This window comes from Nitrosomonas sp. Nm51, from assembly GCF_900111165.1.
GTDB lineage: Bacteria > Pseudomonadota > Gammaproteobacteria > Burkholderiales > Nitrosomonadaceae > Nitrosomonas.
In genome coordinates, this window is sequence record NZ_FOGH01000030.1 from 1 (window position 1) to 24150 (window position 24150).

Genomic DNA, 24150 nt, shown 5'->3' on the forward strand with positions numbered 1-24150 from the left:
GTGCTCATTTTATCATTTTCTGGTCGATCTGAACAGTACAATTATTGATATTTATAATTAATATCAATCACTTGAATGTATTTAAGCATCGACTATTTAAGATCAAAACGCATATCCGTTTCACGACGGCTCCGAACCAGCTGGAAACCAGCCAATTGATTTATTGTTGTTAGGAATCGTTCATAAATAACTGTAACACTTGGACCGCATCTGGCGGGCACACTGCGGCGTTGTTCGCCGCCGCCATAGCCTCGCTATGACTCATCCCTCCGCCTTGCATTGCATCCCGGCAGCAGCGCCTTGGAAGCCGAGCTGTCACGAGCGGACATAGTCGAACCGGATGCTATCCCACCAGTGGTGGCAACCATGAATTCCACTGTCAGATTCACAGTAGAATCCTCATCGAAAGAATTCTGTATGGCACTGGTTTATCCCGGGGATATCGATAACAGCGGCAATAAAATTTCCGTGCTTGCGCCGGTCAGCAGCGCACTGCTTGGCCTTTCCCAGGGTGACGTTGACCTGGTCAAGTAAAACCGGAAGGTGGCGTACTGCGCGTCAGCTTGAGTGAAATCGCTTACCAGCCCGAATGCGCCGGAATATACCATCGCTGACTCTCAGATAATTTCAGATACCGGCTATCAGCTCATTCCCACATCACGTCGCATCCTGCAGCCGCTGCATCAGTCAGCAGATTAACCAGCGGCAGCCCTCTGTGCGCAGTGCTGATCACTGGCTCATCCTCATCGTCGTTTTCATTGGACGGTGGCGCAGCTTCTTTCTTTTTCAACGCCGCTTTCAATCGGCTGAGTGCCTGTGGAACATCATCAGCCAAAATAGCACCGGGCACGGCTTCGCTGTGTCCCATCATTTTGATCATTTGAAGCGCATCACTCCCAAACATCGAAATGTTGCCAACATCCGTTTTAAAGGTCACCAGCATCTAATTTCCCTCCGTAACCACCAAGCTTATCATGAATCCTGCTTAGGAGCCGCGAATAAATCATGGATGCACCGGTTATTCAATGCTGCGCCACTCAAGGATCTCCCTTTGCGCCTGCTGCCCGGTGTCGTATCATCCGGCTTGCGGTTTGGAAAGATGGAATGCCAGCGTTCTTGTTTGTCTTTGGCGTGAGGCGTTCCTGAAAGATGGACAAGATCAGGTCAATGATCAGCGGCATGCTGTCCATTAAAGCATGCGCTTCCGGTGCTATTTGCCTTGACCGCGCAATTGTTCAAACTCAGCCTTGATAGTGTCGATTTGTTTCCGAACACTGATTTTATCGATATTGGCCATTGAATTTTACCCACCCGGAAACCTGTCAAGTCTTTTTTGGATTTTTTGGGGCAAGTAGTTACTACGCATAAACAATAAATAACAAATCGCGCATCGGCAGCAAAATCAGTCGCCAGAAATCCGCCATTGCCCTGGCCGGTGACTGTAAATGCTGTGGGCGTGTTTCGTTTCTGGCCCACGTATGAATCTGATTCTTGAAATTCAGCTAATCCAGAACGTTCATTCAAACTTATAATCCAGTCCTTCTTCAGCAATTTCGGCTGCACGCAAAATCGCCTTGGCCTTATTCTGCGTTTCAATCCATTCATTTTTCGGCACCGAGTCGGCTACGATCCCCGCACCGGCCTGAATATGTAATTTTCCGTCTTTAATCACGCCGGTACGTATGGCGATTGCCAGATCCATGTCGCCATTAAAACCCAGATAACCGACTGCACCGGCATAGACTCCACGCTTGGATATTTCCAGCTCGTCAATAACTTCCATTGCACGCACTTTCGGTGCGCCACTGACAGTGCCGGCAGGAAATGTTGCACGCAGAACGTCCATGGCATTGAATTCCGGCTTGAGCTTTCCTTCCACATTGGAAACAATGTGCATGACATGGGAGTAATGTTCAATCTGCATGTTTTCTGTGATTTTGATACTTCCGGTTTGCGCCACACGCCCAATATCATTACGGCCAAGATCCATCAGCATGACATGCTCGGCCCTTTCCTTGGGGTCGGCCAGCAGATCGGCAGCGAATTCGACATCTTCCTGCGGATTTTTTCCACGCGGACGGGTGCCCGCAATCGGTCGCACGGTCACAAGGTCGTCTTCCAGGCGCACCAGTATTTCCGGCGAAGCACCGACGACACAAAAGTCATTGAAATGATAATAGAACATGTACGGCGAGGGATTCAGGCTGCGTAAAGCACGGTACAGCGCGAGCGGAGACGCCTGGAAAGGTTTGCTGGTACGCTGTGATAACACAACCTGCATAATGTCACCGTCGTATATATATTGCTTGGCTCGCTCAACAGCCGACAGGAAATCACTTTCGCTGAATTCGGAAATTGTCGCGCCTTTACTGATGGTGCGTTCGGTGGGTATCGTTACCGGTTGACGCAGTTTTTTTAGCAGCGCTTCCAGACGCTCTTTGCCTGCATGATAGGCGTTATCGACAGCCGGATCGACATAAGCAATTAAATAAAGCTTACCGGCAAGATTATCAACAACTGCCAGTTCCTCTGACAGCAACAACAGTATATCCGGCGTATCCAGAACGTCCGGCCGCGCATGTCCGGCCAGCCTGGATTCAATATACCTGACGGTATCATACGCGAAATAACCCACCAGCCCCCCGCTGAATCGGGGCAGCGCCTCAAGCTGCGCAGCGTTAAACTGCGTCATATACTGATTGATGAATGCGAGCGCATCCTCGACTTCCTTTTCTTCGATATGCTGTCCGTTGATTACACGGACAACATTACCGCGCACCTCGATACGCGTACTCGCAGGCAGACCCACAAACGAATAGCGACCGAAACGCTCTCCTCCATGCACAGATTCAAGTAAATAGGAATAAGGACTGTTTGCCAGCTTCAAATACACGGAAAGCGGTGTATCGAGGTCGGCAAAGGTATCCAGTATTACAGGAATGCGATTATAACCCTGCCGTGCAAGTCGATTAAATTCACTTTCAGTCATTCAACAGCTCTTTGCATAATATAAAATCCGCTTTATCCATACTCAGGATACATAACGATTGGCACGCCTTGTCAGGCGACTGATCTCTTTATTTGTGTCATGACTACGGGGCGGCTTTGACGATGAGCCGCGACGCCTCAACCAGCGAAGGCACAATTGCATCGCAATCCAGCTCGTGCACATCGCGACCTTCGTTGTAACCATATGGCACGCAGAAAACATGACATCCTGCAGCACGGGCAGCGGTTGCGTCATTGAGCGAATCTCCCAGTAGTACCGCTTCATGCGGCTGCACATTAAAATGTGCGCAGATATGCGACAACGGCATGGGGTCCGGTTTTCTTTTTGGCAGACTATCGCCCGACAATATGATTTCAAAGCAATCGTGAAAGCCTGCCGCCTGCATCAATGGCAGCGTGAAGCTTTCCGACTTGTTGGTTATACAGGCCAAGCGAAACCCGGCTTGTCGCAGAAACTTGACACCCTCTTTAACACCCGGAAAAGGCTTGGTATGCACATGCACATTCTCGGCATAATGTCTTTTGTAAATCGGCAGCGCCGTTTCGAGTAACCGCGGTTCCGGTTCTCCATTCAAATCACCGGTTAATGCACGCTTTACCAGTCTCTGTATACCTTTGCCAATATAGGATTTGATCGCTGCAACCGACTGTTCCGGTCTACCCAGTTCACGCAACATCAGATTGGCCGCCAGTGCCAGATCCTCAGCCGTATCGAGCAGAGTTCCGTCCAGATCAATCATCACGACCTTGACAGGCAATGGAAAGTTGAGTTTATCAGCCGTACTCTTAGCGTACGAAAAAAGTTGTTTATTCATATTTATGGCAGAAACGCCTGTCTTTATTGTTTTATGCTATCTGGCTTTATACTTTGTCCAGTTCTGCACGTAACGCTGCAACAATAGAGTCATACCGGTGTGGATCATTGTCTTGCCCCGCATGGAAGATCGCAGAGCCCGCAACGAACGTATCGGCACCTGTGCGGGCAATTTCGGCAATGTTATCGGTTTTAACGCCACCATCGATTTCCAGCATAATTTCTTTACCGCTTTCATCAATCCGTCTGCGCACCGCCTTGAGCTTACTCAACGCCTCCGGAATGAATTTCTGCCCGCCAAACCCCGGATTAACCGACATAATCAATACCAGATCAAGTTTATCCAGCACATGGTCAAGATAATGCAGGGGTGTGGCCGGATTAAACACCAGCCCCGCAAGACAGCCCTGATCCTTGATCAAACCGATGGTGCGGTCGATATGTGCGGATGCTTCGGGATGAAAAGAAATAATATTGGCGCCGGCCTTGGCAAAATCAGGCACGATCCGGTCCACGGGCTCAACCATCAGGTGCACATCAATCATTGCGTCAGTCAGCGGTCTGATAGCCTCGCAGACCAGCGGCCCGATAGTCAGATTCGGTACGTAATGATTGTCCATGACATCAAAATGAATAATATCAGCGCCCGAATCAATTACATCTGTAATCTCCTGACCGAGCTTGGCAAAATTTGCTGATAAAATACTGGGAGCTATGCGATACATAGGATAACCTCTCAAAAATCAAATGCGGTATTTTAACCGCATTTGATCTCGCCGCGTTAATGAGAATCACAATGGTTTCAGGATTCGCCGCATTTTGTGCTTGATACAATCAGTAAAATAGTGTGCAATGAGTGCTATGTCAGAAGAAAAAAAATATGAAATCAACGTCAGTGTCCGGACAACATATTTGCCGGATCAATCGGACGAAGCATCCGACCAGCATGTTTTTGCCTATACGATCACCATCGCTAATAAAGGTACAGTCGCGTCGCAGCTGATCAGCCGCCACTGGGTAATCACCAATGGCGACGGCACAGTCCAAGAAGTCCGCGGCTTGGGTGTCGTTGGCGAACAGCCGCTGCTCAAACCAGGCGACACTTTTGAATATACCAGTGGGACCGTCATTTCAACCGCCGCCGGCTCGATGAAAGGCAGCTACCAGATGGCCGCCGAAGACGGCGTACATTTTGACGTGCCGATCCCCGAATTTATTTTGACAGTACCGCGAGTATTGCATTAACAAGCTAGTACTAGCGCTCTATCAATATGATATTGCCGGGCTCAGTGAGTTTGTCAGTGTACATGGAAAGACGTGCCTTGTTATGCACGTTAACAAGCGTACTGAACCCGGCAATATCATGTGGATAGAGTATTAGCTTCCAGGAGTCAAATCATTTTAATTAAAGTGCATTTTTCCGGCATTCTTCTGCGCAACGACGGCAGGCTTCAGCGCATTTTTGACAAAGCTCTTGGTCATGCTTTCCGAACCAATACAACAGTCCACGCATTCCTCGCAAGCTTTAAAGCAAGCCAGACATGCGTCGATACAGTTTGAATATCGTTATTAATCATGGCATTTTCCTCTCTTAGAGTCCAAATGAACCCGTATTTTCAACATACAAAACAAGGACCATACTTCGTTTTGTTACACACGAATTGTTTCAATGAAGCAGTGCAAACCCTTGATTCTAGTTCAGAGTCAAGATGTTTCAGAAATACACTGATAACATTTATCCTTTTTCCAGCGTGGCCATATATTCCAGATTGATGCGGTCAGAAGAATAGCTATACCGACATAATATAGCGGCTGACTTAACAACCAGAATTTGCCATACAAAATAAGTACGGAACCGATGAGCCCGGCAGCAATCGGTCTATAACCCCATCGCTGTCTTGCTTTCCAGACAGGCGGAACAAGGGATATGAGGAGAAGCACGGCTGTAACGGGAAACAAAAATGGCGTGTAGTCAACAAAGTTTAAACCAAGAACGCTGAGCAATCCGGCATAAAGCGGCCAACATGCCGGACATGTAAGTATCGGCAAGGCCGCAAATGCCGAGGCCAGAAAGGGCGGTAATGCCATGATAAACTTTTTCATTGATGCAGGTTTTCTCGCAATGCCACCATAATTGTTTCTACATCCGGCGCATTCTGACCGTCTTCATAAACACGACAGGATTTAGCCTGATGGCACTCACCGGAGCCGCCGGCGACATCCTTTCCTTCTACCAGAATACTGGGGGAACCAAAGTCTTTGACATGTTCTGGAACATTATCGTTATTTTGATCCCATTCTTGCCAGTCAGCTTCAATACCAAGCGCGGAACACGCCTTATGCAGATTTTCCCGAGCGGCGTTCGCATTCGGACATTCCTTAAAATAGATGAATTCAATATTCATTTTCCTTTCTCCTTTTTATCAAGTGAGTCTACAATTGGGCATTCATCAACGGAGGCTGCTGTATCAGCGCATTTGCTTATAAGTGCGGCCAGATCTTTTTTTATAGCTTGCAGGCTTTTGATCTTGGCAATGACATCGGATATTTTCTTCTCAGCCAGTACTTTTACTTCACCGCAAGTCGTGTCGGGATCGTTTTTTAGCCGTAACAGTGTGCAGATTTCTTTGAGTGAAAATCCTAAATCCTTGGCCCGTACCACAAAAAGGATGGCGTCAACAGAGCTTTCATCAAACTCACGGTATCCGGAATCACGTACCGAAACAGGATTGATCAGTCCTTCCCGTTCATAATAGCGAATGGTATCAACACTTACGTCTGCCTTTTCTGCCAGTTCACCGATTAGCATAATTACCTCCTTACATCGTTACTCTAGACTATGGACTACACTCCAGAGTCAAGTATTAAATCTAACGAACAAGATGAGATCGTAAGAGCAGCGCGTTAGCTGATTTGTAAACTTACACAGGATTCTGAACTTATCCCTAAGTTATATTTTTTGTTTCTCCCTGATTTTGGGATAATGCGCTTAAATCGTATACGTATCGGCTACGCCATAATGAAAAAATAGCCGGAAAAACAATCAATACCAGAATCAATGTCGAGCCTGTACCACCCAGCATAGGTGCAGCGATGCGTTTCATCACATCAGCACCACTTCCGCTACTGTACATGATAGGCAGCAGGCCCAAGAACAGCGTCAGGCTGGTCATCAACATTGGACGAATACGTTGACTTGCTCCCTCGGCAATCGTATTTTTCAGGTCTGTCCTGGTTTTAAGCGAACCGTCCGCGACATGCCTGCGCCATGCGAGATCCAAATACAGCATCATCAATAGTCCTAATTCAACCGACAGACCGGCCATCGCAATCATGCCGACCACGACGGCAACGCTCAAATTGTAACCGAGCGCGGCCAGCAGCCAGATACTGCCGATTAACGAAAATGGCAGTGCTGTCATAATGATCAGTGTTTCGGTTATTGATTTCCGATGCATATACAGCATAAAAAAGATTAAGAATATGGTCAGTGGCACCAGAATTGCCAGGCGTGCTTTAGCGCGTTCGAAATACGTAAATTGTCCAGCCCAATCGATACGGTATCCTGGTGTTATTTCCACATTCTCGGTGACAACATCGCGCGCCAGATCAACATAATCGGCAATACCGATCTTGTCACTGACATCAACGAACACAAAACTGACAAGCTGACCATCTTCATTTCTGAGCATCGGCGGCCCCGTACGAAAACGGATATCGGCAACCTGTGTAATCGGTATCTGTGCACCGGTCGGGGTTGCCACGAATACACGCTCAAGCGCTGCAATATTGTCACGGTATTCGCGGGCATAGCGTACAAGAATACCGTAGCGTTCACGCCCTTCAACGGTCTCGCTTACCATGATGCCCCCGATTGCGGATTCGACAACGGACTGTATGTCGTTCACATTAAGGCCAAACCGTGCTGCGGCTTTGCGATCAATGTCGAAATCCAGAAAATATCCACCCGTTGCGCGCTCTGCGAAAGCGCTGCGTGTATAAGGTGCGGTGCGTTCATTATCAATCAGTGCGCGTTCAATATTGATCGCAATGGATTCGACTGTCGCAAGATCGGCCCCAAAAACTTTGATACCGAGTGACGAACGTATGCCGGTTGCCAGCATTTCGGTACGTGTTTGTATCGGCATCCACCAGATATTCGGCATGCCAGGAAATCGCATTGCATTATCCATTTCACCGATCAATGTGTCCCAGGTCACCCCTTCACACCATTCAGCTTCAGGTTTTAGCATAATATTGGCTTCGATCATCGATAATGGAGCCGGATCCGTAGGACTGGTACTGCGGCCAACCTTGCCGAACACCCGCTCGACTTCAGGGAATTTTTTTAACTCGCGATTCATGGTTTGCATGACGCGCGTAGCTTCATCAATCGAAATATTAGGCAGTGTAGTCGGCATATAAAGAATACTGCCTTCATTAAGTGGCGGCATGAATTCAGTGCCGAGGCTACGGTATACGGGTACCGTTGCAGCCAGTGCTAGCACTGCCAGGATTATAACTGGCCAGCGCCAGCGCACTGCAAATTTTACGACCGGTATATAGCATTTCGTTAATCCTTTATTCAGCCTGCTATGATCACCATGAATGCGTCCCTTGATCAGCAGGATAGCCAGTGCCGGGATCAGCGTCACTGACAGCAATGCCGCGAAGAACATCGAATAGGTCTTGGTGTAGGCCAAGGGCTTGAACAAACGGCCTTCAGTACCTTCGAGAGCAAATACGGGAATAAATGAAACAGTAATGATCAATAGTGAAAAGAAAATGCTGGGACCGACTTCCTGCATGGCTTCGATCACAGCACGTATTCTAGCTTCACCCTGGAGAATTTCGTTTTGCAGGCGCTTATGGATATTATCAATAATGACAATTGCGGCATCGACCATGGCGCCAATGGCCACGGCGATACCGCCAAGCGACATGATGTTCGCCGTTAGTCCCTGATAAAACATTGGAATGAACGAAAGCGATATGGCAATGGGCAACGTTACAACCGCTACGATTGCTGACCGTACATGCAGGAGAAATAAACCGATAACTAACGACACGATCAACATTTCATGAATGAGCGTATTTTGTAGTGTCTCAATCGCGCGTTCAATCAAACTGGAACGGTCATAAACAGGAACAATTTCGACGCCAGGCGGCAAGCTGGTTTTGAGAATATTTATTCGATTTTTGACCCGATTAATAACATCAAGGACATTTTCTCCATAGCGTATGACAACAATACCACCGACTGTGACGCCTTCGCCATCCAAATCTGCCTGTCCGCGCTGTAATGCAGGCCCCAGACTAACGGTCGCCACATCGGCAACGCTGATCGGTATGCCGCCATCACCCACACCGATTACAACATCTTTGAGATCCTCAACTGATTTGACATAACCGCGTCCACGAATGAATTGTTCATGTCCGGCGACTTCCAAAACACGCCCGCCGACATCTTTATTGGATGCGCGGACTGCTGCTATCACTTTATCTAGAGAAATACCGTAGGATGACAGCTTATTAGGATCAATATTAATCTGGTATTCCTTGACAAATCCACCTACTGAGGCAATCTCAGCAACGCCTTCTACAGCTTCGAGTGCATAACGCAAATTGAAATCCTGCAAACTGCGCAAATCTGCCAGACTCTGGTTGCCACTTTTATCAACCAGTGCATACTGGTATCCCCAACCAACTCCGGTCGCGTCGGGCCCCAGTGTCGGCTGTACGGCATCCGGCAGTTTGGCGGCAGCTGAGTTCAGATACTCGAGCACGCGTGAGCGCGCCCAATAGATGTCTGTCCCATCTTCAAAGATTACATAGACAAATGATAATCCCATAAAACTTTGTCCGCGAACAAAACGTACCCCAGGTGCAGCAAGCAGCGTCGTTGTCAACGGATATGTAATCTGGTCTTCGATCAAATCCGGACTGCGTCCAGGCCAATTGGTAAATACAATCACCTGCACATCCGATAGATCAGGGATAGCATCGAGTGGCGCACTGATGAATGAACGATAGCCCCATATGGTTGCGACAAGAACCAGCATTACAATGAGAAGCCAATTACGCGCCGAAAAACCAATCACCGTTTCGATCGGACCAAGTTTTCCTTTGTTGTCATTGGTGTTTACCATTGCTCTATCCCCGTTTTCAGGCGTGCCTCCGCTGCGATGAGAAAATTACCCGAAGTAACTACAATGTCACCAACTGACAGGCCATCGAGCACTTCAACAAACCCCTCTGCAGTATGTCCTGTTTTGATGCGAACGGGTTTGAGGCGGCCTTGCCCAAGATCGATAAAAACAACTCGAGTATCTCCGGCCATGATGATGGCTTCCTCCGGAACGCTGAGCCGTTGCCCCAGTCCCGCTTGCAAAAGTACTTCAGCGTACATGTCGGGTTTCAGCTCGCCACCGGGATTTTCCAATGACAGCCGAATACGACCGGTGCGGCTGTCACTCTGAAGATAAGGATAAACATATTCAACGATTGCCGGATATGTCCGTCCTGGCAAATATGGCAATGTAAAGCTTGCAGCCATACCGACCCGCACTAATTCCAGATCAGCTTCAAAAACTTCCGCTTCGATCCATACACGAGAAAGATCGGCAATCTTTAATAATGTTTGATCTTTACGAACTGCGCTACCGTCTGCGATATTACGTTCAATCAAGGTACCGCTGCGTGGCGCATAAATAGCGACATAATCTTGCGGCGATCCACGCTGCTCCAGCGCCTTAATTTCTTTTGGAGACATATCCCACAATGCCAGTCGTTGACGTGCCGCACGTAGCAGGCCATCTTCAGAGCCGTTATTTTGCCGGCGCTTTAGCGTTTCAAGATATTCTTGCTGGGCGGCCAGTAGCTCAGGGCTGTAAACTGTAAATAGTATCTGGTTCTTTGTAACCTTAGCACCGACATAATTGGCTTTTAGATCACCAATATAACCGTCGAATTTTAGCGCAACATGCGACAACAATTGTTCATCAAACATGACTTCACCGACTGCCCGGATAGATTTTATTAATTCCCGGTGAGATACTACGTCCGTCTCAACGCCAATCATTTGTCTACGACGGCTGTCGATTGTGATGATGTCGGCATCGTCAGTTGTTTTTGTTACACCATCTACAGGTGCGGCTCCCGCGACAATTGCAAGGTCTTTACGGTCAGTGGCAAGATCGAATTGAAGACGCTTCTCGCCATGTTGCGGATCTTTGATTACGACGGTTAGCGGCCACTCTCCACGCATGGACAGATGCATTGTTCCCACATAGCGCCCCGGTACGTTCTCTTTGAGATCTACAGGTGCGCGCATCGCCGGCATGGCACCCATGGCAGGCATCTCTGCGTAAGCGTCGATGGCGACAGACACTGGATTCTCGCCAGAGTCGCGAACTTCAATAATCAGTTCATTACTACCCACGCGAGGAATACTAGGCTTAATACCTAGACCAATATTTAATCCGTTTACCTGATAACGAAACAAATTGTCCTCGGCAACCGCAGATGATTCAGGAGACACTTTTGTGCGTGACTCAGATAAAAGAAAATAGGTTCCGCCAGTTAAAATTGCCAATACCGAAATACCGGTTAACCACAAAAATTTCTTTGAATGTTTCATTGTTTTACCCCGATTGAGATTGGTAGCGACAAATTGGTCGATGCGCCTGTCCAACGCTCGAGCTCGGCAAGGCGCCTTACATAATCGGCACGTGCGCGCGCATGTGCAAGGTCAGTGCTGAGTTTGCGTTGCTCAGCGGTAATGACATTGAGAAAACCGCCGGCGCCACTTTGATAGTCCGCAATTGCCGATTCAAGGTATTCTTCTGCGAGGGGAGTAAGCTTATCCTGGTACAGTACCACTGATGACTGCGCTTCGATTACTTCCGCACGTGTTTGTGCGAGATCTGCCAACAACTCTGCCCGCCGTTCAATCAGCAACCATTCGGCACGACGTGTTTCGGCTCGCGCCTGATTCAAAATAGATCTTCGTTTACCGCGATCAAGTGGTATATTGATCGAAACAGCCAAAATAGGCCGTTTGTCTGCATCATCCCAAAGACTGTTATAGCCCATGCCGACCTGAAAATCAGGTAAAAATGCTTTTTCAGCTAAGGTAATACGGCTTTCACCTGCAGAAATTCGTGCGTTCAATTGAGAAAGTTCAGGGTGATGCGTCAATGCCAAAGCTTGCAATTCTTGAAATGCCGGAAGTTGCTGGCGAGAAACCACAATCGGCTCGGCTTCCGGTAATGAAGCGTCTGGTGCCCGATTAAGTAACGCATTAATACGTGCCTGTATTGCGACCTGTTGTCGGAGAAGGGTTAGTTCCTGATTTTTAAGATTGTTCAGTTCAACTTCTGCTTGCAGTGCATCTTGTTTGGTTGCAAGACCAGTTGCATAGCGTACTTGAGTGGTCGCAGTTAAATCATCAAGTAGCGCTTGCGTTGCATGGTGAATGTTCAATGCCTCATGGATAAAATGCCACTCAGCATACGCTGCTTTGGTTTGGGTGATAACCAGCAGCTGCAGCATGTCAGCTTCACTACTGACTGCGAGTGCATCATTCCGGGCGGCTTCCTTTCGAGCGGCCAATGTGCCTGGCCAGGGAATTTTTTGACTGACGTCGAATCTTTGATTTACACCCCGACCTGCATCATGCGTCAGCGGTGCTATGCCGTAACTCAAAACCGGATCGTCTAGCGCACCAGCGGGATCAATGCGATAAGCAGCCGCTTCTGCGGCCGCTTGTATCGCAGCTAGGCCGGGGTTGACTTCAAGCACCCACGATACCAACTGCTCGGCGGTTAAATATTGACCGGTTTTAAAACCGGCATAAGTTTGTTGTGGAGGATTACTCCACACGGGAACAGCGATTAGTGTTAGAAAAACACTAAAAACAGTGTATCGCAATAATATGGAATGCAATGTTCATCTCCTTGTGTTGGCTCAACTAAATAGGGACGCATTCGTACGCGATTGAACGAAGGTCTAAAGCGGAATCAGGATAAGGAGGTAGAATTAAATACGCAGTCGTTGCGTAATGAGATAAGTGCTAGAGCCAGATGAACCGATAATTGGCTGGGAATTGACTACTAAAACTGAGACAGAATATGGTGAGACAGGAATATCAAAATAATTGACGATAATAGCTTGAGGCGGGTCTACATCAGAACGTATCTCAGCTGGCTTGGCAAATGATGTGTTTTGTTTTGCTTCATCGGCATTGATACTGATTTCAATTGATTTGTCACAGCAGGCCCCTTTATTCGGGCCGAGCATTACATCGCAGCTATGATTCACGCAACTTTTATCAGCGCTATTGCCATCGCAACAACATTCGTGGAATACATCCGTATCCATCATCGCGCAGGTAAAAACGGTTTTTGCTTGCAATGACCCGATAGTCGTCATGAACAAAAACAGCAGTGCAACTAGAAATGAGGATACCCGATAATTCATTAATATGATTGACTTGACGATACGACAAGCTGAGTGTAGCACGTATCAATTAAGAACGAACGAGAAAATCAGGCCGCCAGCGAGCCAAACCAATGCAAGCAGTGCAAGCCAAAATAAGAGTCGCTCGCTGAAAATATCATCACCACTTGAAAATCCGGCCGTGCGCCATTTCCAGATCAGAAAAAAACCGCTCAGACCAATAAACAGAAAGTTCAAAAAGAAAGTCGCGTCAATGGCGAAAAACTCGCGGTCAGTAACGGATTTTACATTTTCAGCACTGGGTAGCAGATCAAAAGCTGAAAACGTGTAATGCAAAATCAGTGCAGTAACGACTAAATAACCAGAAATACACCCATAATGTACATTGCCATTTTCCAGCCGTAGTATTTCGCCTGAATACGCAGTACCGGCAGCACCACCAGATCGCTGAAAATAAATGCCATGACACCCGCAAACCTGACGCCATTGCCGTACAAGACGGCTGCAAGCGGAATGTTGCCCATTGAGCCAATAAAAGTAAAAAAAGCGGCTATCGGACCAACTAAAGTTTGCAGCAATATTTGCCAAAACTGCGGATCATCTGCGCCACTGCCTACAAACAGCATTTGGAAAAAAGATTGCGGAACAAACGCTGCTATTATTCCTGCTACCGTAAAACCCACGGTAACGTCTTTCCATACCATTTTCCATTCCATAATGTACTGGTTAGCCACTTGCCGCCAACCCTCACGGCTGGCAATAAGTTCTTTCCAATCAGGGATATTGTCATCGCCGGAACGCTCCTCTTGCGCGCGCGCATGCTCTCGAGCCTGTTTTACGAGGCGCTTCGACCGGGTAAAACGGACGAATATCCACATCAGCAGAATCAACAACAGGCCAACACGCCGCCAACGTATTCGCCCACGACAAACTGCCAGCCCAGAAAAATTGCAATGACAATACCCAGCTCCACGACAAGATTCGTCGAAGCCAACAGAAACGCAAGTGACGGAATTAGTCCGGCGCCTTTGGTGAACAGTGCGCGCGTGGTGGCCAGTGCTGCAAAGGAGCAAGAACTTGAAATAAAGCCGAAGAAAGTACCCAGGAATACACTTTTGGCGCCGGCATCACCCATGCTTTGCTTCATGCGTTTGCGCGTGACAAATACCTGGATCATGCTCGAAACCAAATAACCGAGCCCAAATGCCCACAAAGCCATCCAGAAAAGACCGAGGGTAGTTGTCACTGCTTCATGCCATGTTTGTATCCATTCATTCATTGCAATCGTGTCATTACTGTCAAATAAAAATAAAGAAATATTGGTATTCAATAAGTTGGACGAAATTCATCACAAAAATCCTAATTCAATCAGTCATCCCTCTTTGCGTAAACGATTCTTCTGATGCAACTTCCGTACAACATGCATAAAATTTAATTTTACAATCTGCTTTATACAATATATTATTCTTACCTGAAGGCCAAAGTATAAAATAATAACCAACACAAACATTCAAAAAAGATTTTACTGAGCAACTACCTGTTATCACGTAAAATCATCACGCCTGTTAAGTATTCAGTAACAAACATAGAATACGCTTGGTATCTGGTTAACTTGAGAATGCTGGATGCATGGTTGACAACATGTATCGATGCCAGCGCGGCACTCGAACACGGAGCTGGGCTGTAATTCTGAAGTAAATGCCTGACGCAGTGGCAAAACTTTCAAGCGGCGCGTTGCGAAAGATTTCTGTACCGTGACCGCGTCAGATTTCAGGGCAAGCATTAATCCTTGTCAAGATAGCCGACTTTAATGAATGAGGTACTGCGCTTAATTAGTTTGAAATTGCTGAATTACAACTTTCATATAGTGTTTAGCTCAACAATCTTTTGACTTATTTTAGTTAGGGAAATGTGACAACAATATGAATAGCTTAAAAAAAATTTTTCTGGCAATAATTGTATTGCCTTTTGTAATTTATCTGGGCCAAACCCATGCAAATGTTCAGGTAATGGACTTAGATCAATATCTGACGAAAATTGCATTATTGGATGATTCAGGTCATGAGCCAACCGAAGGTATTAACAAGCATATTTCGGTTGGCGACAATCCTGGACTGCTAACCGGATATGCAGACGATCAGATGATGACTAAAAAACAGACCTCGGAATTGTTAAATCTAATCGTTTTGACCGAACATCAAACCCCAGACCATACTATTCCGACAGTACCGGAGCCAGAAACTTACGCAATGCTTCTTATCGGCCTTTGTCTAGTAGGGTTAGCAGCAAATCGGCGCAGAACAAATTATTATTATTATTAGAAGTTGTATATATTTTGTGATAAACGGAGGATAACAAATGAAAAGTTTAGTTAACATAGCTGGTGCTGTTACATTGGCAATTTGGCTCGGACTAAGTGGAAGTATTGCAAAAGCATCTACACCCGGCCCGATAGATTCAGATTTTGTTTTAAATACTTCTAGTTATAATGCCAATTTTGGCAACGATTCGATTACAGGCTCATTTGTTGATCATTTCACATTTACAACTGACGCTTTAATGACTGGAAGCGGGGGCTTAAGCATAATCAGCGGATTTGGAGTTAGTGGTTTTGGTTTAAACATACCTGGATTCGAAGTCATTTTTGATTCATTTGGATTATGGGACGTAACCGACAACGCCAATCCGTTTTTAGTCGCGCCAGGAACACTCGTGAACGGACAATTCGCGGGATTCTCTAGTTTTCCAAACCTAACGGGCGACCATGATTACGATCTTATCGTAAGTGGTGACTTGGGAGCCGGCCACTCAAGTGGCGCGTATTCTGGGAACATAAGCATTGCTCCTATTCCGGAACCAAAATTCTATATTATGTTACTTGTTGGTCTTGCATTAGTAGGCATTGCGGTACGGCGCCGCCAAAATTCCATCAACCAGTCTGCTTACGCTTAAAAATCCCGGCGGGAAACTGGCAATTTTCCAGTTTCCACTACAAATAACGTTTCTTTGAAGTTTATCTTGACGAAACTGGCTAGAGGCAAAGTTTGTAAATTGTCCAACGGTGCCCGGTGTCATGTTGACCAGTTGAACGAATCCCTGCCGGTAAATTCCAGCATAAAGTTGATACAAGACGCTGAAATTTGATTGTCAATTAAACATTTTCATTGATAGTTCATCAGGCGGCGGACTCGGGATAGCTCCACTTCAGTCAGTTGTTCGATCGTGTTTCTGCTGGCGCGCACCCCGTATAACGCTGCATCGCCGATTCGATCGTAATAATCCGGGCACTGCGTTGCTGACCAGTTGCATGCGCTTTCGCGCCAGATCGCGCATTGCACGTCTGTTTTTGGGAATGATGTAGCCTTCGGCAACAAGCAAGCCCAGCCGCAACAGATGCGCCAAGTACCTGGCATCCGATTCATCGCAGCGATGTTTCATCCCGTCATATTGCTTGACGCGGCATTGCAGTGTCCTGAGATACTTTTCAGGGTAGTGTCCAGAATACAGGTCTTCAAGATATCCCGTAACGTGGTGCCGGTCAGCCCAGGTTCTCTGGCCAGCAATGGAACCAGTTTCGCCTCCCAGATCGCACCGAAAGGAACACAGCGTGTTCGCCAGTTGCGCTGCTCTTTCTCGGGCCGCTCGTATCGATCAATACGCCGACCACTGCGTATACTGATCCGGATTTCGCTGCCGAATTTTCTTGCACATCCCTGTTTGACGACTTTTCATATAAATAGCCCCCTGTTTCTGTGTGATTTGTTTTCCAGGCAAGTTCTTTCTCCTATCGAGTAGGTAAGAACTCATTCTGGCCTCCACACTCAACCGGTCAAGATAATTGTCGTCTGACCGGACAGGTTAATTGTCTTCTAACGATCATGAGAGCATTGTTTCGCCCCGAATGATGAAAGATCATAATGTTGCGGTGCACAGCTGTCAAAAGTCGTTCAATTTTTTGGAGCTTTGACTCCGCACGTTAATGTGACTTAAGCGACCAACTTGCACCCCAAATTGTCGCCATAGAGCACGCATAGTAAAAAGGCCGTTTTCCAACCGGACTACAGGCAATTTGGTCGCTTCGGCAGCAAATGTGCACCGTAACGTTGCAGTACTTTTTTTATCACCATTCGTAGCCCCTGCTTTTTCGGGGTAAGGGGTGTTATTGTCTTTAGGCTATGTCCTTTCATAGTAAAAGTGGCAAGTTCAAAGATGCAGCTGATATGCCAAAAAAACTAAAGTCGTACATCACTTCTACCGTAACAAAAATCTAATCCGTGACCATTGTCAGAAGTATAAAGTGAATAATTTGGCAATAAATAAAGGCTTTTCTCTTATAGAACTTCTCGTTACCTTAAGTGTAGCAGGTATTTTACTAACCGTGGCGGCGCCAAGTTATCGGGAATTCGTGCAAGAAAGCAGAATAACAGTGCAAAATAACAGTCTTTTGTCATCGATCATGTTGACAAAAAGCGAGGCAATTAAAAGAAACCGTTCTGCCACAATATGTCCAAGCACAAATGGTACTGCCTGTACCGGCGGCACTGTCTGGTCGAACGGATGGATCGTTTTTGCGGATGCAGATGGTAATGGCGCAGTTGATGCCGGTGAAGAAATCATTCAGGTGGGCGCTGCGTTTACAGGCGGAAACACACTTCAAAGTAATGTTAGCGATACGCGGGTGACATTTGCTGCAAACGGTTTTTCTATGGGATTCAATACTAGGTTTTCTTTATGCGACAGTCGCGGCACTGCGCATTCCAGAGTTTTGTTTCTGAATAATCAGGGACGTGTACGTACTGAGAAAGGAACGGCAGCATGCTAAGTCGTGATAGCTTAACCGCACACATACTCAAGTCCAGCGGTTTCAGCATGTTGGAGGTTTTGATTACCGTGCTGGTTCTGTCGCTTGGATTACTTGGCATGGCCGGTTTGATAACAACGGGCATGAAAAGTAACAGTACTGCGCATTTTCGTTCAATTGCCATTCATCAAACACATGACATTGCAGATCGCATGCGCGCCAATCTGGCTGGTGCTCGAGGCGGTTTGTATGATGATCTTACGATTGACATTCCCACCGGCAATGATTGTATAGCAGCCGCTTGTGACGCCGCTCAAATGGCCGTATATGACCATGCGCAGTGGAACGCTGCCAATGCCAATCTGCTGCCAAATGGACGCGGAACGGTGTCTGGCGACTTGGTCAATGGATATGTCATCACGATTATGTGGACTGAAAAAGACAGAGGTGGTGGATGCCAGGGTGCCGTTACGCCAGAAACGCGCTGTTTTCTAACGAGATTCTCGCCATGATGCAATTTAAAAGTTTTGGACAAAGCGGTTTTACACTGGTTGAGATGATGGTAGCGTTAACGCTTGGTCTGATGATATTGCTGGTCATTGGAACCGTATTTGTAAGCAGCAGCCAGACATTCCGTGTGCAGGAAGATAACGCCCGTATTCAGGAAAGCGGCCGTTTTGCACTCGAGATCATCGGCCGCAGCATTAAACAAGCCGGTCATGCTGATATCCCGTTTACAGGATTTAAAGTGGCCTTTTCCGGGGCGCCGATCAACGGTGTCGATGGCGGTGCCGGTGTTGCGGATACATTGACGGTGCAATACGATGGTGTTGTCGGCGACAGCAACTGTGAAGGCACTAATGTAACAGTCGCTAACGTAGCAGCCGCTGACAATATCATTCAGAATCATTTTAATGTGGATACGGCCAATGCGCAATTAAGATGTGATGGTGAAATCGATGCTGCCCCATCTATACCGGGTGCGGCGCCTGTCGGCATTGTCCTGGCCGATAATGTCGAGGATCTTCAGATTCTATACGGCATTGACACCATTGGAGACCAGTCGGCAAACCAGTATGTCGCCACCCCGGCTGATTGGAATCAAGTTATCACAGCACGGGTCTGTGTGCTGGTGCGCTCAGATAAAACCAACACCGCCACCGTCGGAAATAATTACCGGGATTGTAACGGCACTATGGCCGTTGTTCCGGCTGACGGACGATTAAGGCGTGCGTTCACCGCTACATTCAACTTGCGTAACCGTATCAATATACTGCCATGATACCGATTGCTTCAATGCCACAAAAACAAACCGGCGCAACCTTCGCAACAGGTCTGATTTTTTTAGTCGTTCTGACATTGTTTGGAACAACGGCAATGCGCACGGCCGGTATGGAAGAGCGCATGAGCGGCAACCTGCGTGACCGCAATCTGGCGCTTCAGGCTGCGGAAATGACGCTGCGTTATGCCGAACAACATATCCGCGATAACGACCCGGCCACAAATACGCCTAACCCCATCGATGGCGTGACCGGTTTTGATGCTGCCTGCACCAATGGGTTATGTTATTACGGAGCGGGGGTCTCAGCACCGGGAGAAACCGGAAACCCGGGAAACCCGGCCTGGGTTACGTATTGCACCCCGGACTGCCCTATTAGTTATGTGGAAGGAACTGTATTTAATGTGGACGGTGTTAACTATACTGCACCGGCCCTGCCCACAAGCTTGCCTGCACCAACATATATTATCGAAGGAATTAGAAAAACGCCGCCGGGTAATTCGGTCCGTTATTACTACCGTATTACCGTACGTGCGCTGGGCGCAAAACAAGGAACTGAAGTGCAATTACAAGAAATTTTCCGCCCTTAGCGCACGCGTACGGACATTTAACAACCGGGGATTTTAATAGGGTGTCGCAACCATGAATGAAAACTTGATACGTTCGATATTATTTGCGGGTATAGTGTGTTTGCAAGCTGTTATTGCAAAGCCCATCCATGCTTTGCCGCCATTGTCAAACGGCCCACTTTTTTTAGGCGGCAATATCTCACCCAATGTGATGTTTACCCTGGATGATTCAGGGTCGATGCAGTTTGAAATCATGCCGCATCATTTAATCGTCAGCGATGCGCGCTATATGTTTCCTCGTGTGGATTATGTTTATGGCGGCAGCGATTACAACAATTATGTTGTTGATTTTGATCCTACAAATAAATACACAGCTTCTTTGCGTTCCAGTTATGTCAATAAGATTTACTATGATCCCACCGTAAATTATCCGCCCTGGAGCAATCATGACGGCTCGCTTATGAGTAACGCCGATCCAACCTGCGCACCACACAATCCAATGATTACCGGTAAGGGGTGTCGTAATTTAACGACAAATAATAAGCAAAGTGCGAAATGGCTGCAAAATAATGGTAGCCGGTCTTCATCAAAATCGAAAACCTTTTACCCGGCAGTGTATTTCAACTATAACGGTGGCAATATCAATTCAGCCAGCAGTTATACACAGATTGAAATTAAATCTTCGACGCCTTCATATGCCGGGGGAGCCAATCGTCTGGATTGTGCTGCCGTGTTTACATGCACTTATGATGAAGAAATTCAGAACTTTGCAAACTGGTATACGTATTACCGCTCGCGCATATTGCTGGCGCGCGCCGGTATCGGCAGGGCATTCGCCGAACAAGGCAATACTATGCGTGTGGGTTTTGCAGCCATTAACAAAAATTCTGAGTCAATCGACGGCGTATCGACTAAAGTCATTGTCAAGGGCGTCAGACAATTTACCGGCGCAGACAAAACAGGTTTTTTCGAGAATCTTTACGAATACCCACTGTACAAAGCTGGTACGCCGCTGAGAAACTCAGTTGATCGTGTGGGGCAATATTTTCAACGTGATGATGATAAAGGGCCATGGAGCGAAACACCGGGGTCGAACGGCGGTACAGAATATGAATGCCGCCAGAATTATAATATACTGATGACGGATGGATACTACCATGATCGCGACGATCCTTTTTCCGGATTCGGCGGCGATGTTGAAAACAATGTTGATAATACAACCGGTTCCACCATCACTAACCATTCTTCGCCACCTACGCCCTCGACTTATACCTATACGCCGGAACCTCCATTTGCCGATGGTTACAGTAACACACTTGCCGACGTTGCAATGTATTACTGGAAAAATGACCTGCGCACCGACTTGGATAATAATGTACCGACAAATCCTTCAGATCCTGCGTTCTGGCAACATATGGTAACGTTCACCGTAGGTTTGGGTGTTAGTGGTACATTAACTGCATTACCGACTGGCTCGGAGACCTGGCCTGATCCATCCGGTGAAGATGATACGCCGGCAAAGATTGACGATCTCTGGCATGCTGCGGTCAATGGCCGGGGGGAATTTTTCAGCGCCGCAGATCCCAATGCTTTTGCCGGTGCCTTATCAAACACGTTGTCTACCATTATTGCGCGAACAGGTTCGGCATCTGCCGTAGCAGCCAATTCCAATTCCCTGATGACAAACGGCCGGATTTACCAGGCAAAATTTAACAGTGGTGACTGGAGCGGACAGCTTTTATCAATTCCAATTGACGCTGCCGGCAACATAGGCGTTACTGAATGGGAAGCTGGTTCCGTTTCGCTTGCATCAGCATCCATTAATCCGGCATCGCGCGTTGTCATCACAAAAGGCAACTCCGATGGTGTTGCATTTGAATACGCGAATCTAGCATCTGCTCAAAAGGCTCTGTTGGATAAAAACGCAGCAGGTGTGACTGATAACTGCGGCCCTGAGCGAGTCGCTTTTTTGAGGGGAAGCGGTAATAATGAGGGTGCAGGTGGTACATTCAATTGTGCAGGTGCAGCAACAGTAAATAAATTCCGTACTCGTACCACCAGCAAACTCGGCGATATCGTAAACTCAGGGCCTTTTTATGTAGGAAAACCGCATGCAGGTCATTCTGATGTCGATCATCCGGGGTATGCAGCGTTTCACTCTACATATAAAGATCGTTTACCGGCTGTGTATGTAGGTTCAAACGATGGAATTTTGCATGGTTTTAATGCATGCATTCCCAGTGTTACTTCAGGTTGTTCGGCTACCGATGCCGGTAAGGAAATTTTAACGTATATTCCAAGCATGGTTTACGCCAATTTGAGCAGACTGACCGACAAAGACTATAACGCCAATCATCGGTATTATGTTGACGGCTCTCCAATGGTTGCCGACGCGTATACAGGTTCTTCACCGAGTTGGAAAAGTGTGCTGGTCGGCGGCTTGAATGGTGGCGGCAAAGGTTTCTTTGCGCTTGATGTTACCAATCCGTCAGGTATTTCCGGCTCTTCACCCGCCTTCACAACCGGCAACGCCGCAAGCCTGCTTCTGTGGGAATTTTCGGATACGGATGATGTGGATGTAGGCTATAGCTACAATTATCCGCCTGTTCATGCGTTTACCGGTCAGGCTAAACAAATCGCAAAAATGGAAAACGGAAAGTGGGCGGTTATCGTTGGTAACGGCTATAACAGTGATAATGGCAGGGCGGTACTGTATATACTGTTCCTGACTGGCGGTGAAGATGGCAGTTGGACCGCCGGAACGGATTATATCAAGCTTGTCGCTGACACAGGGCCAAACAATGGCTTGTCGACACCAATGCCATTTGATTCAGATGGAAATGGGTTGATTGATGTCATTTATGCGGGCGATATCCAGGGTAATTTGTGGAAATTTGACGTGAACTCCGGCTCTCCTGCAAGCTGGAATGTAGCAATCGGCGGTTTGCCGCTATTTGTTTCCGGCACCAAAAAACCGGTTATTGCGCCACCGGTAATCAGTTTACATCCTGATGGCGGGCAATTAGTCTTGTTTGGCACAGGCAAATACCTTGAAACAGGCGATACGACAAATACCGATACCCAGAGCATCTATGGAGTATGGGACCACAATACTTCTGCGACTGTAACAGTCGGCGACTTGGTGCAGCAAGTAATTACTGATGCTTCCGTGCGGACAGCTACGCAGCATCCGGTTGACTATTCGGCATCTGTAAAAGGTTGGTATTTTGATTTACCGGTAAATGGTGAACGATTAACAGGTATTCCTGCACTGGAAGATGGCCTGTTAACATTTACTACGATTATCCCCTCCGCTTCTCCCTGCGATTTTGGTGGCAGGGGATTTGTAAATACGATAGATTTTATGACAGGTGGAATGTTGTCATTTCCTGCATTTGATATTAATCGAAATAATCGTATTGGCTTTGATGATGGTCTTTCATCAGGTGTTGAGATCGGGTTCTCCGTAGGCGGTGTAACAAGAATTCGAGGGACACTGGAGGATGTGCTGGTTTCTTCCAGGGCCGATGGCACATTAATCAAGACACCTGCTACTAAAGGATTAGCCGGTCTTCGCGGGCGGATTACCTGGCGCGAGCTTATTGAATAAATCTGCAGAAAAATCCATTAAACGCAAAAAAAGAATGAAACGTAATAATGCTATGCATAAAATTTTCAAAATAGAACAGGCTGTAGGTTTTTGTTGGTTTTGTATAGCCATCTTCTGACGCAAATGAAAAGGTACTCAGGACAGTTACTATGAAATTTAAGAGAAAAAATTGTAGGTCATATGGTTTTACGCTGGTGGAACTGCTGGTGGCTGTTGCAATCGTCGGTATTCTCACGGCGGTAGCGCTACCTTCCTATCAAAATTATGTCAGAGACGCCAATCGGGCTGCCGCCAAAGCGATTCTGTATGAAAATGCACAGTTTATGGAACAGTTCTATACTGAAAACAACCGGTATGATCAGGATCTAGCTGGAAATATGGTTGTAATACCTTTAACACAATCACCCAGAACAGGTGCAATACAGTATCAGATCAGACTTCCGGCTGTTGCGAACGCAACATTTACCTTACAAGCTGTGCCTGTCGGGTCGATGGCTGGTGATGTGTGTGGCACGCTGACATTGACAAACACCGGTTTGCAAGGTGCGGGTGGCGATGTTGCCGCATGTTGGAATCGATAACGCCAATCGCATTATAAAAAATGGTACA

26 protein-coding genes are annotated in these 24150 nt (G+C 47.1%); 11 read left to right on the plus strand and 15 right to left on the minus strand.

What is annotated here, in order from left to right; genetic code table 11:
* Positions 1-417 precede the first annotated feature (417 nt).
* A complete protein-coding gene (locus BMY60_RS16315; RefSeq protein ID WP_256250796.1) occupies positions 418-534 on the plus strand; it encodes a GreA/GreB family elongation factor in 117 nt (38 codons plus the stop codon).
* A 112-nt stretch (positions 535-646) separates the two neighbouring features.
* Here the strand turns inward: BMY60_RS16315 and BMY60_RS10255 are convergent, their stop codons facing one another.
* From BMY60_RS10255 to rpe, 4 genes are all read right to left on the minus strand, one after another.
* Positions 647-943, minus strand: coding sequence for a DUF1840 domain-containing protein (locus BMY60_RS10255; protein ID WP_090333415.1), 297 nt, complete (start codon positions 941-943; stop codon positions 647-649).
* Positions 944-1516: 573 nt separating this feature from the next.
* Positions 1517-2989, minus strand: a complete 1473-nt coding sequence (trpE, locus tag BMY60_RS10265; protein ID WP_090333419.1) for an anthranilate synthase component I — start codon at positions 2987-2989, stop codon at positions 1517-1519.
* A 103-nt stretch (positions 2990-3092) separates the two neighbouring features.
* Positions 3093-3824, minus strand: a complete 732-nt coding sequence (locus BMY60_RS10270; RefSeq protein ID WP_090333420.1) for a phosphoglycolate phosphatase — start codon at positions 3822-3824, stop codon at positions 3093-3095.
* 46 nt (positions 3825-3870) lie between these two features.
* The gene (gene rpe / locus BMY60_RS10275) at positions 3871-4548 is read right to left on the minus strand and encodes a ribulose-phosphate 3-epimerase (protein ID WP_090333422.1); all 678 of its coding nucleotides are present in this window, start codon (positions 4546-4548) and stop codon (positions 3871-3873) included.
* A gap of 136 nt (positions 4549-4684) precedes the next feature.
* On the opposite strand from rpe, the gene apaG reads away from it, so the two are divergent.
* Entirely contained in the window at positions 4685-5068 is a 384-nt protein-coding gene (gene apaG, locus BMY60_RS10280; RefSeq protein WP_090333424.1) for a Co2+/Mg2+ efflux protein ApaG, read from the plus strand.
* Between the two features lie 160 nt (positions 5069-5228).
* Here the strand turns inward: apaG and BMY60_RS16700 are convergent, their stop codons facing one another.
* From BMY60_RS16700 to BMY60_RS16030, 10 genes are all read right to left on the minus strand, one after another.
* Positions 5229-5336, minus strand: a complete 108-nt coding sequence (locus BMY60_RS16700; protein ID WP_090333425.1) for a four-helix bundle copper-binding protein — start codon at positions 5334-5336, stop codon at positions 5229-5231.
* A 191-nt stretch (positions 5337-5527) separates the two neighbouring features.
* Positions 5528-5926 carry a MerC family mercury resistance protein gene (locus BMY60_RS10290; RefSeq protein WP_090333427.1) on the minus strand — a complete coding sequence of 133 codons (399 nt, stop codon included), beginning with the start codon at positions 5924-5926 and terminating at the stop codon, positions 5528-5530.
* On the minus strand, positions 5923-6228 hold the full coding sequence (locus BMY60_RS10295; RefSeq protein WP_090333428.1) for a hypothetical protein: 306 nt from the start codon (positions 6226-6228) through the stop codon (positions 5923-5925). Before BMY60_RS10295 ends, BMY60_RS10290 begins: the two co-directional genes overlap by 4 nt.
* Complete coding sequence (locus tag BMY60_RS10300) at positions 6225-6632, minus strand: heavy metal-responsive transcriptional regulator (protein WP_090333430.1); 408 nt, start codon at positions 6630-6632, stop codon at positions 6225-6227. The genes BMY60_RS10295 and BMY60_RS10300 overlap by 4 nt, the downstream gene beginning before the upstream one ends.
* Before the next feature lie 136 nt (positions 6633-6768).
* Positions 6769-9972 carry an efflux RND transporter permease subunit gene (locus BMY60_RS10305; RefSeq protein ID WP_090333432.1) on the minus strand — a complete coding sequence of 1068 codons (3204 nt, stop codon included), beginning with the start codon at positions 9970-9972 and terminating at the stop codon, positions 6769-6771.
* Entirely contained in the window at positions 9966-11462 is a 1497-nt protein-coding gene (locus tag BMY60_RS10310) for a FixH family protein (protein WP_090333433.1), read from the minus strand. Before BMY60_RS10310 ends, BMY60_RS10305 begins: the two co-directional genes overlap by 7 nt.
* Positions 11459-12769, minus strand: a complete 1311-nt coding sequence (locus BMY60_RS10315) for a TolC family protein (RefSeq protein ID WP_090333435.1) — start codon at positions 12767-12769, stop codon at positions 11459-11461. Before BMY60_RS10315 ends, BMY60_RS10310 begins: the two co-directional genes overlap by 4 nt.
* A 93-nt stretch (positions 12770-12862) precedes the next feature.
* Complete coding sequence (locus BMY60_RS10320) at positions 12863-13204, minus strand: hypothetical protein (protein WP_218141677.1); 342 nt, start codon at positions 13202-13204, stop codon at positions 12863-12865.
* 431 nt (positions 13205-13635) lie between these two features.
* A complete protein-coding gene (locus BMY60_RS16025; RefSeq protein WP_218141678.1) occupies positions 13636-14175 on the minus strand; it encodes a permease in 540 nt (179 codons plus the stop codon).
* Positions 14169-14612: a permease gene (locus BMY60_RS16030; RefSeq protein WP_218141679.1), complete on the minus strand. Its 444-nt coding sequence runs from the start codon at positions 14610-14612 to the stop codon at positions 14169-14171. Before BMY60_RS16030 ends, BMY60_RS16025 begins: the two co-directional genes overlap by 7 nt.
* Positions 14613-15204: 592 nt before the next feature.
* Here BMY60_RS16030 and BMY60_RS10330 point away from each other — a divergent pair.
* Together BMY60_RS10330 and BMY60_RS10335 are read left to right on the plus strand one after the other, a co-directional pair.
* A complete protein-coding gene (locus BMY60_RS10330) occupies positions 15205-15603 on the plus strand; it encodes a PEP-CTERM sorting domain-containing protein (RefSeq protein ID WP_090333438.1) in 399 nt (132 codons plus the stop codon).
* Between the two features lie 37 nt (positions 15604-15640).
* Positions 15641-16234 carry an FxDxF family PEP-CTERM protein gene (locus BMY60_RS10335; RefSeq protein ID WP_090333439.1) on the plus strand — a complete coding sequence of 198 codons (594 nt, stop codon included), beginning with the start codon at positions 15641-15643 and terminating at the stop codon, positions 16232-16234.
* A gap of 252 nt (positions 16235-16486) precedes the next feature.
* Here the strand turns inward: BMY60_RS10335 and BMY60_RS10340 are convergent, their stop codons facing one another.
* Positions 16487-16720 carry a hypothetical protein gene (locus BMY60_RS10340; protein ID WP_090333441.1) on the minus strand — a complete coding sequence of 78 codons (234 nt, stop codon included), beginning with the start codon at positions 16718-16720 and terminating at the stop codon, positions 16487-16489.
* Between BMY60_RS10340 and BMY60_RS15425 the strand changes: the two genes are divergently transcribed.
* The 7 genes from BMY60_RS15425 to BMY60_RS10370 all read left to right on the plus strand — a co-directional run bounded on the left by BMY60_RS15425 (position 16712) and on the right by BMY60_RS10370 (position 24122).
* Positions 16712-17077: a hypothetical protein gene (locus BMY60_RS15425; protein WP_143057424.1), complete on the plus strand. Its 366-nt coding sequence runs from the start codon at positions 16712-16714 to the stop codon at positions 17075-17077. The two genes, BMY60_RS10340 and BMY60_RS15425, sit on opposite strands and share 9 nt — an antisense overlap.
* A 502-nt stretch (positions 17078-17579) precedes the next feature.
* Positions 17580-18104 carry a GspH/FimT family pseudopilin gene (locus BMY60_RS10345; protein ID WP_090333443.1) on the plus strand — a complete coding sequence of 175 codons (525 nt, stop codon included), beginning with the start codon at positions 17580-17582 and terminating at the stop codon, positions 18102-18104.
* Positions 18098-18595, plus strand: coding sequence for a type IV pilus modification protein PilV (pilV, locus tag BMY60_RS10350; RefSeq protein WP_090333444.1), 498 nt, complete (start codon positions 18098-18100; stop codon positions 18593-18595). Before BMY60_RS10345 ends, pilV begins: the two co-directional genes overlap by 7 nt.
* The gene (locus BMY60_RS10355; RefSeq protein ID WP_090333446.1) at positions 18592-19365 is read left to right on the plus strand and encodes a PilW family protein; all 774 of its coding nucleotides are present in this window, start codon (positions 18592-18594) and stop codon (positions 19363-19365) included. The genes pilV and BMY60_RS10355 overlap by 4 nt, the downstream gene beginning before the upstream one ends.
* Positions 19366-19379: 14 nt before the next feature.
* Positions 19380-19952, plus strand: a complete 573-nt coding sequence (locus BMY60_RS10360) for a pilus assembly PilX family protein (RefSeq protein WP_256250797.1) — start codon at positions 19380-19382, stop codon at positions 19950-19952.
* Positions 19953-20004: 52 nt separating this feature from the next.
* Positions 20005-23541: a pilus assembly protein gene (locus tag BMY60_RS10365; protein ID WP_090333449.1), complete on the plus strand. Its 3537-nt coding sequence runs from the start codon at positions 20005-20007 to the stop codon at positions 23539-23541.
* A gap of 149 nt (positions 23542-23690) precedes the next feature.
* Complete coding sequence (locus BMY60_RS10370) at positions 23691-24122, plus strand: type IV pilin protein (RefSeq protein ID WP_090333450.1); 432 nt, start codon at positions 23691-23693, stop codon at positions 24120-24122.
* Positions 24123-24150 lie beyond the last annotated feature (28 nt).

Excerpts from the sequence above, each read along its gene's own strand:
- BMY60_RS16700 (WP_090333425.1), bottom strand. The coding sequence starts at position 5,336 with ATGCGTGGACTGTTGTATTGGTTCGGAAAGCATGACCAAGAGCTTTGT.
- BMY60_RS10295 (WP_090333428.1), bottom strand. The coding sequence starts at position 6,228 with ATGAATATTGAATTCATCTATTTTAAGGAATGTCCGAATGCGAACGCC.
- BMY60_RS10330 (WP_090333438.1), top strand. The coding sequence starts at position 15,205 with ATGAATAGCTTAAAAAAAATTTTTCTGGCAATAATTGTATTGCCTTTT.
- BMY60_RS10340 (WP_090333441.1), bottom strand. The coding sequence starts at position 16,720 with ATGAAACATCGCTGCGATGAATCGGATGCCAGGTACTTGGCGCATCTG.
- trpE (WP_090333419.1), bottom strand. The coding sequence starts at position 2,989 with ATGACTGAAAGTGAATTTAATCGACTTGCACGGCAGGGTTATAATCGC.
- rpe (WP_090333422.1), bottom strand. The coding sequence starts at position 4,548 with ATGTATCGCATAGCTCCCAGTATTTTATCAGCAAATTTTGCCAAGCTC.
- BMY60_RS10360 (WP_256250797.1), top strand. The coding sequence starts at position 19,380 with ATGCCACAAAAACAAACCGGCGCAACCTTCGCAACAGGTCTGATTTTT.
- apaG (WP_090333424.1), top strand. The coding sequence starts at position 4,685 with ATGTCAGAAGAAAAAAAATATGAAATCAACGTCAGTGTCCGGACAACA.
- BMY60_RS10300 (WP_090333430.1), bottom strand. The coding sequence starts at position 6,632 with ATGCTAATCGGTGAACTGGCAGAAAAGGCAGACGTAAGTGTTGATACC.
- BMY60_RS10305 (WP_090333432.1), bottom strand. The coding sequence starts at position 9,972 with ATGGTAAACACCAATGACAACAAAGGAAAACTTGGTCCGATCGAAACG.
- BMY60_RS10270 (WP_090333420.1), bottom strand. The coding sequence starts at position 3,824 with ATGAATAAACAACTTTTTTCGTACGCTAAGAGTACGGCTGATAAACTC.
- BMY60_RS10365 (WP_090333449.1), top strand. The coding sequence starts at position 20,005 with ATGAATGAAAACTTGATACGTTCGATATTATTTGCGGGTATAGTGTGT.
- BMY60_RS10255 (WP_090333415.1), bottom strand. The coding sequence starts at position 943 with ATGCTGGTGACCTTTAAAACGGATGTTGGCAACATTTCGATGTTTGGG.
- BMY60_RS10290 (WP_090333427.1), bottom strand. The coding sequence starts at position 5,926 with ATGAAAAAGTTTATCATGGCATTACCGCCCTTTCTGGCCTCGGCATTT.
- BMY60_RS10310 (WP_090333433.1), bottom strand. The coding sequence starts at position 11,462 with ATGAAACATTCAAAGAAATTTTTGTGGTTAACCGGTATTTCGGTATTG.
- BMY60_RS10355 (WP_090333446.1), top strand. The coding sequence starts at position 18,592 with ATGATGCAATTTAAAAGTTTTGGACAAAGCGGTTTTACACTGGTTGAG.
- BMY60_RS10370 (WP_090333450.1), top strand. The coding sequence starts at position 23,691 with ATGAAATTTAAGAGAAAAAATTGTAGGTCATATGGTTTTACGCTGGTG.
- BMY60_RS10320 (WP_218141677.1), bottom strand. The coding sequence starts at position 13,204 with ATGGATACGGATGTATTCCACGAATGTTGTTGCGATGGCAATAGCGCT.
- BMY60_RS10335 (WP_090333439.1), top strand. The coding sequence starts at position 15,641 with ATGAAAAGTTTAGTTAACATAGCTGGTGCTGTTACATTGGCAATTTGG.
- pilV (WP_090333444.1), top strand. The coding sequence starts at position 18,098 with ATGCTAAGTCGTGATAGCTTAACCGCACACATACTCAAGTCCAGCGGT.
- BMY60_RS15425 (WP_143057424.1), top strand. The coding sequence starts at position 16,712 with ATGTTTCATCCCGTCATATTGCTTGACGCGGCATTGCAGTGTCCTGAG.
- BMY60_RS16315 (WP_256250796.1), top strand. The coding sequence starts at position 418 with ATGGCACTGGTTTATCCCGGGGATATCGATAACAGCGGCAATAAAATT.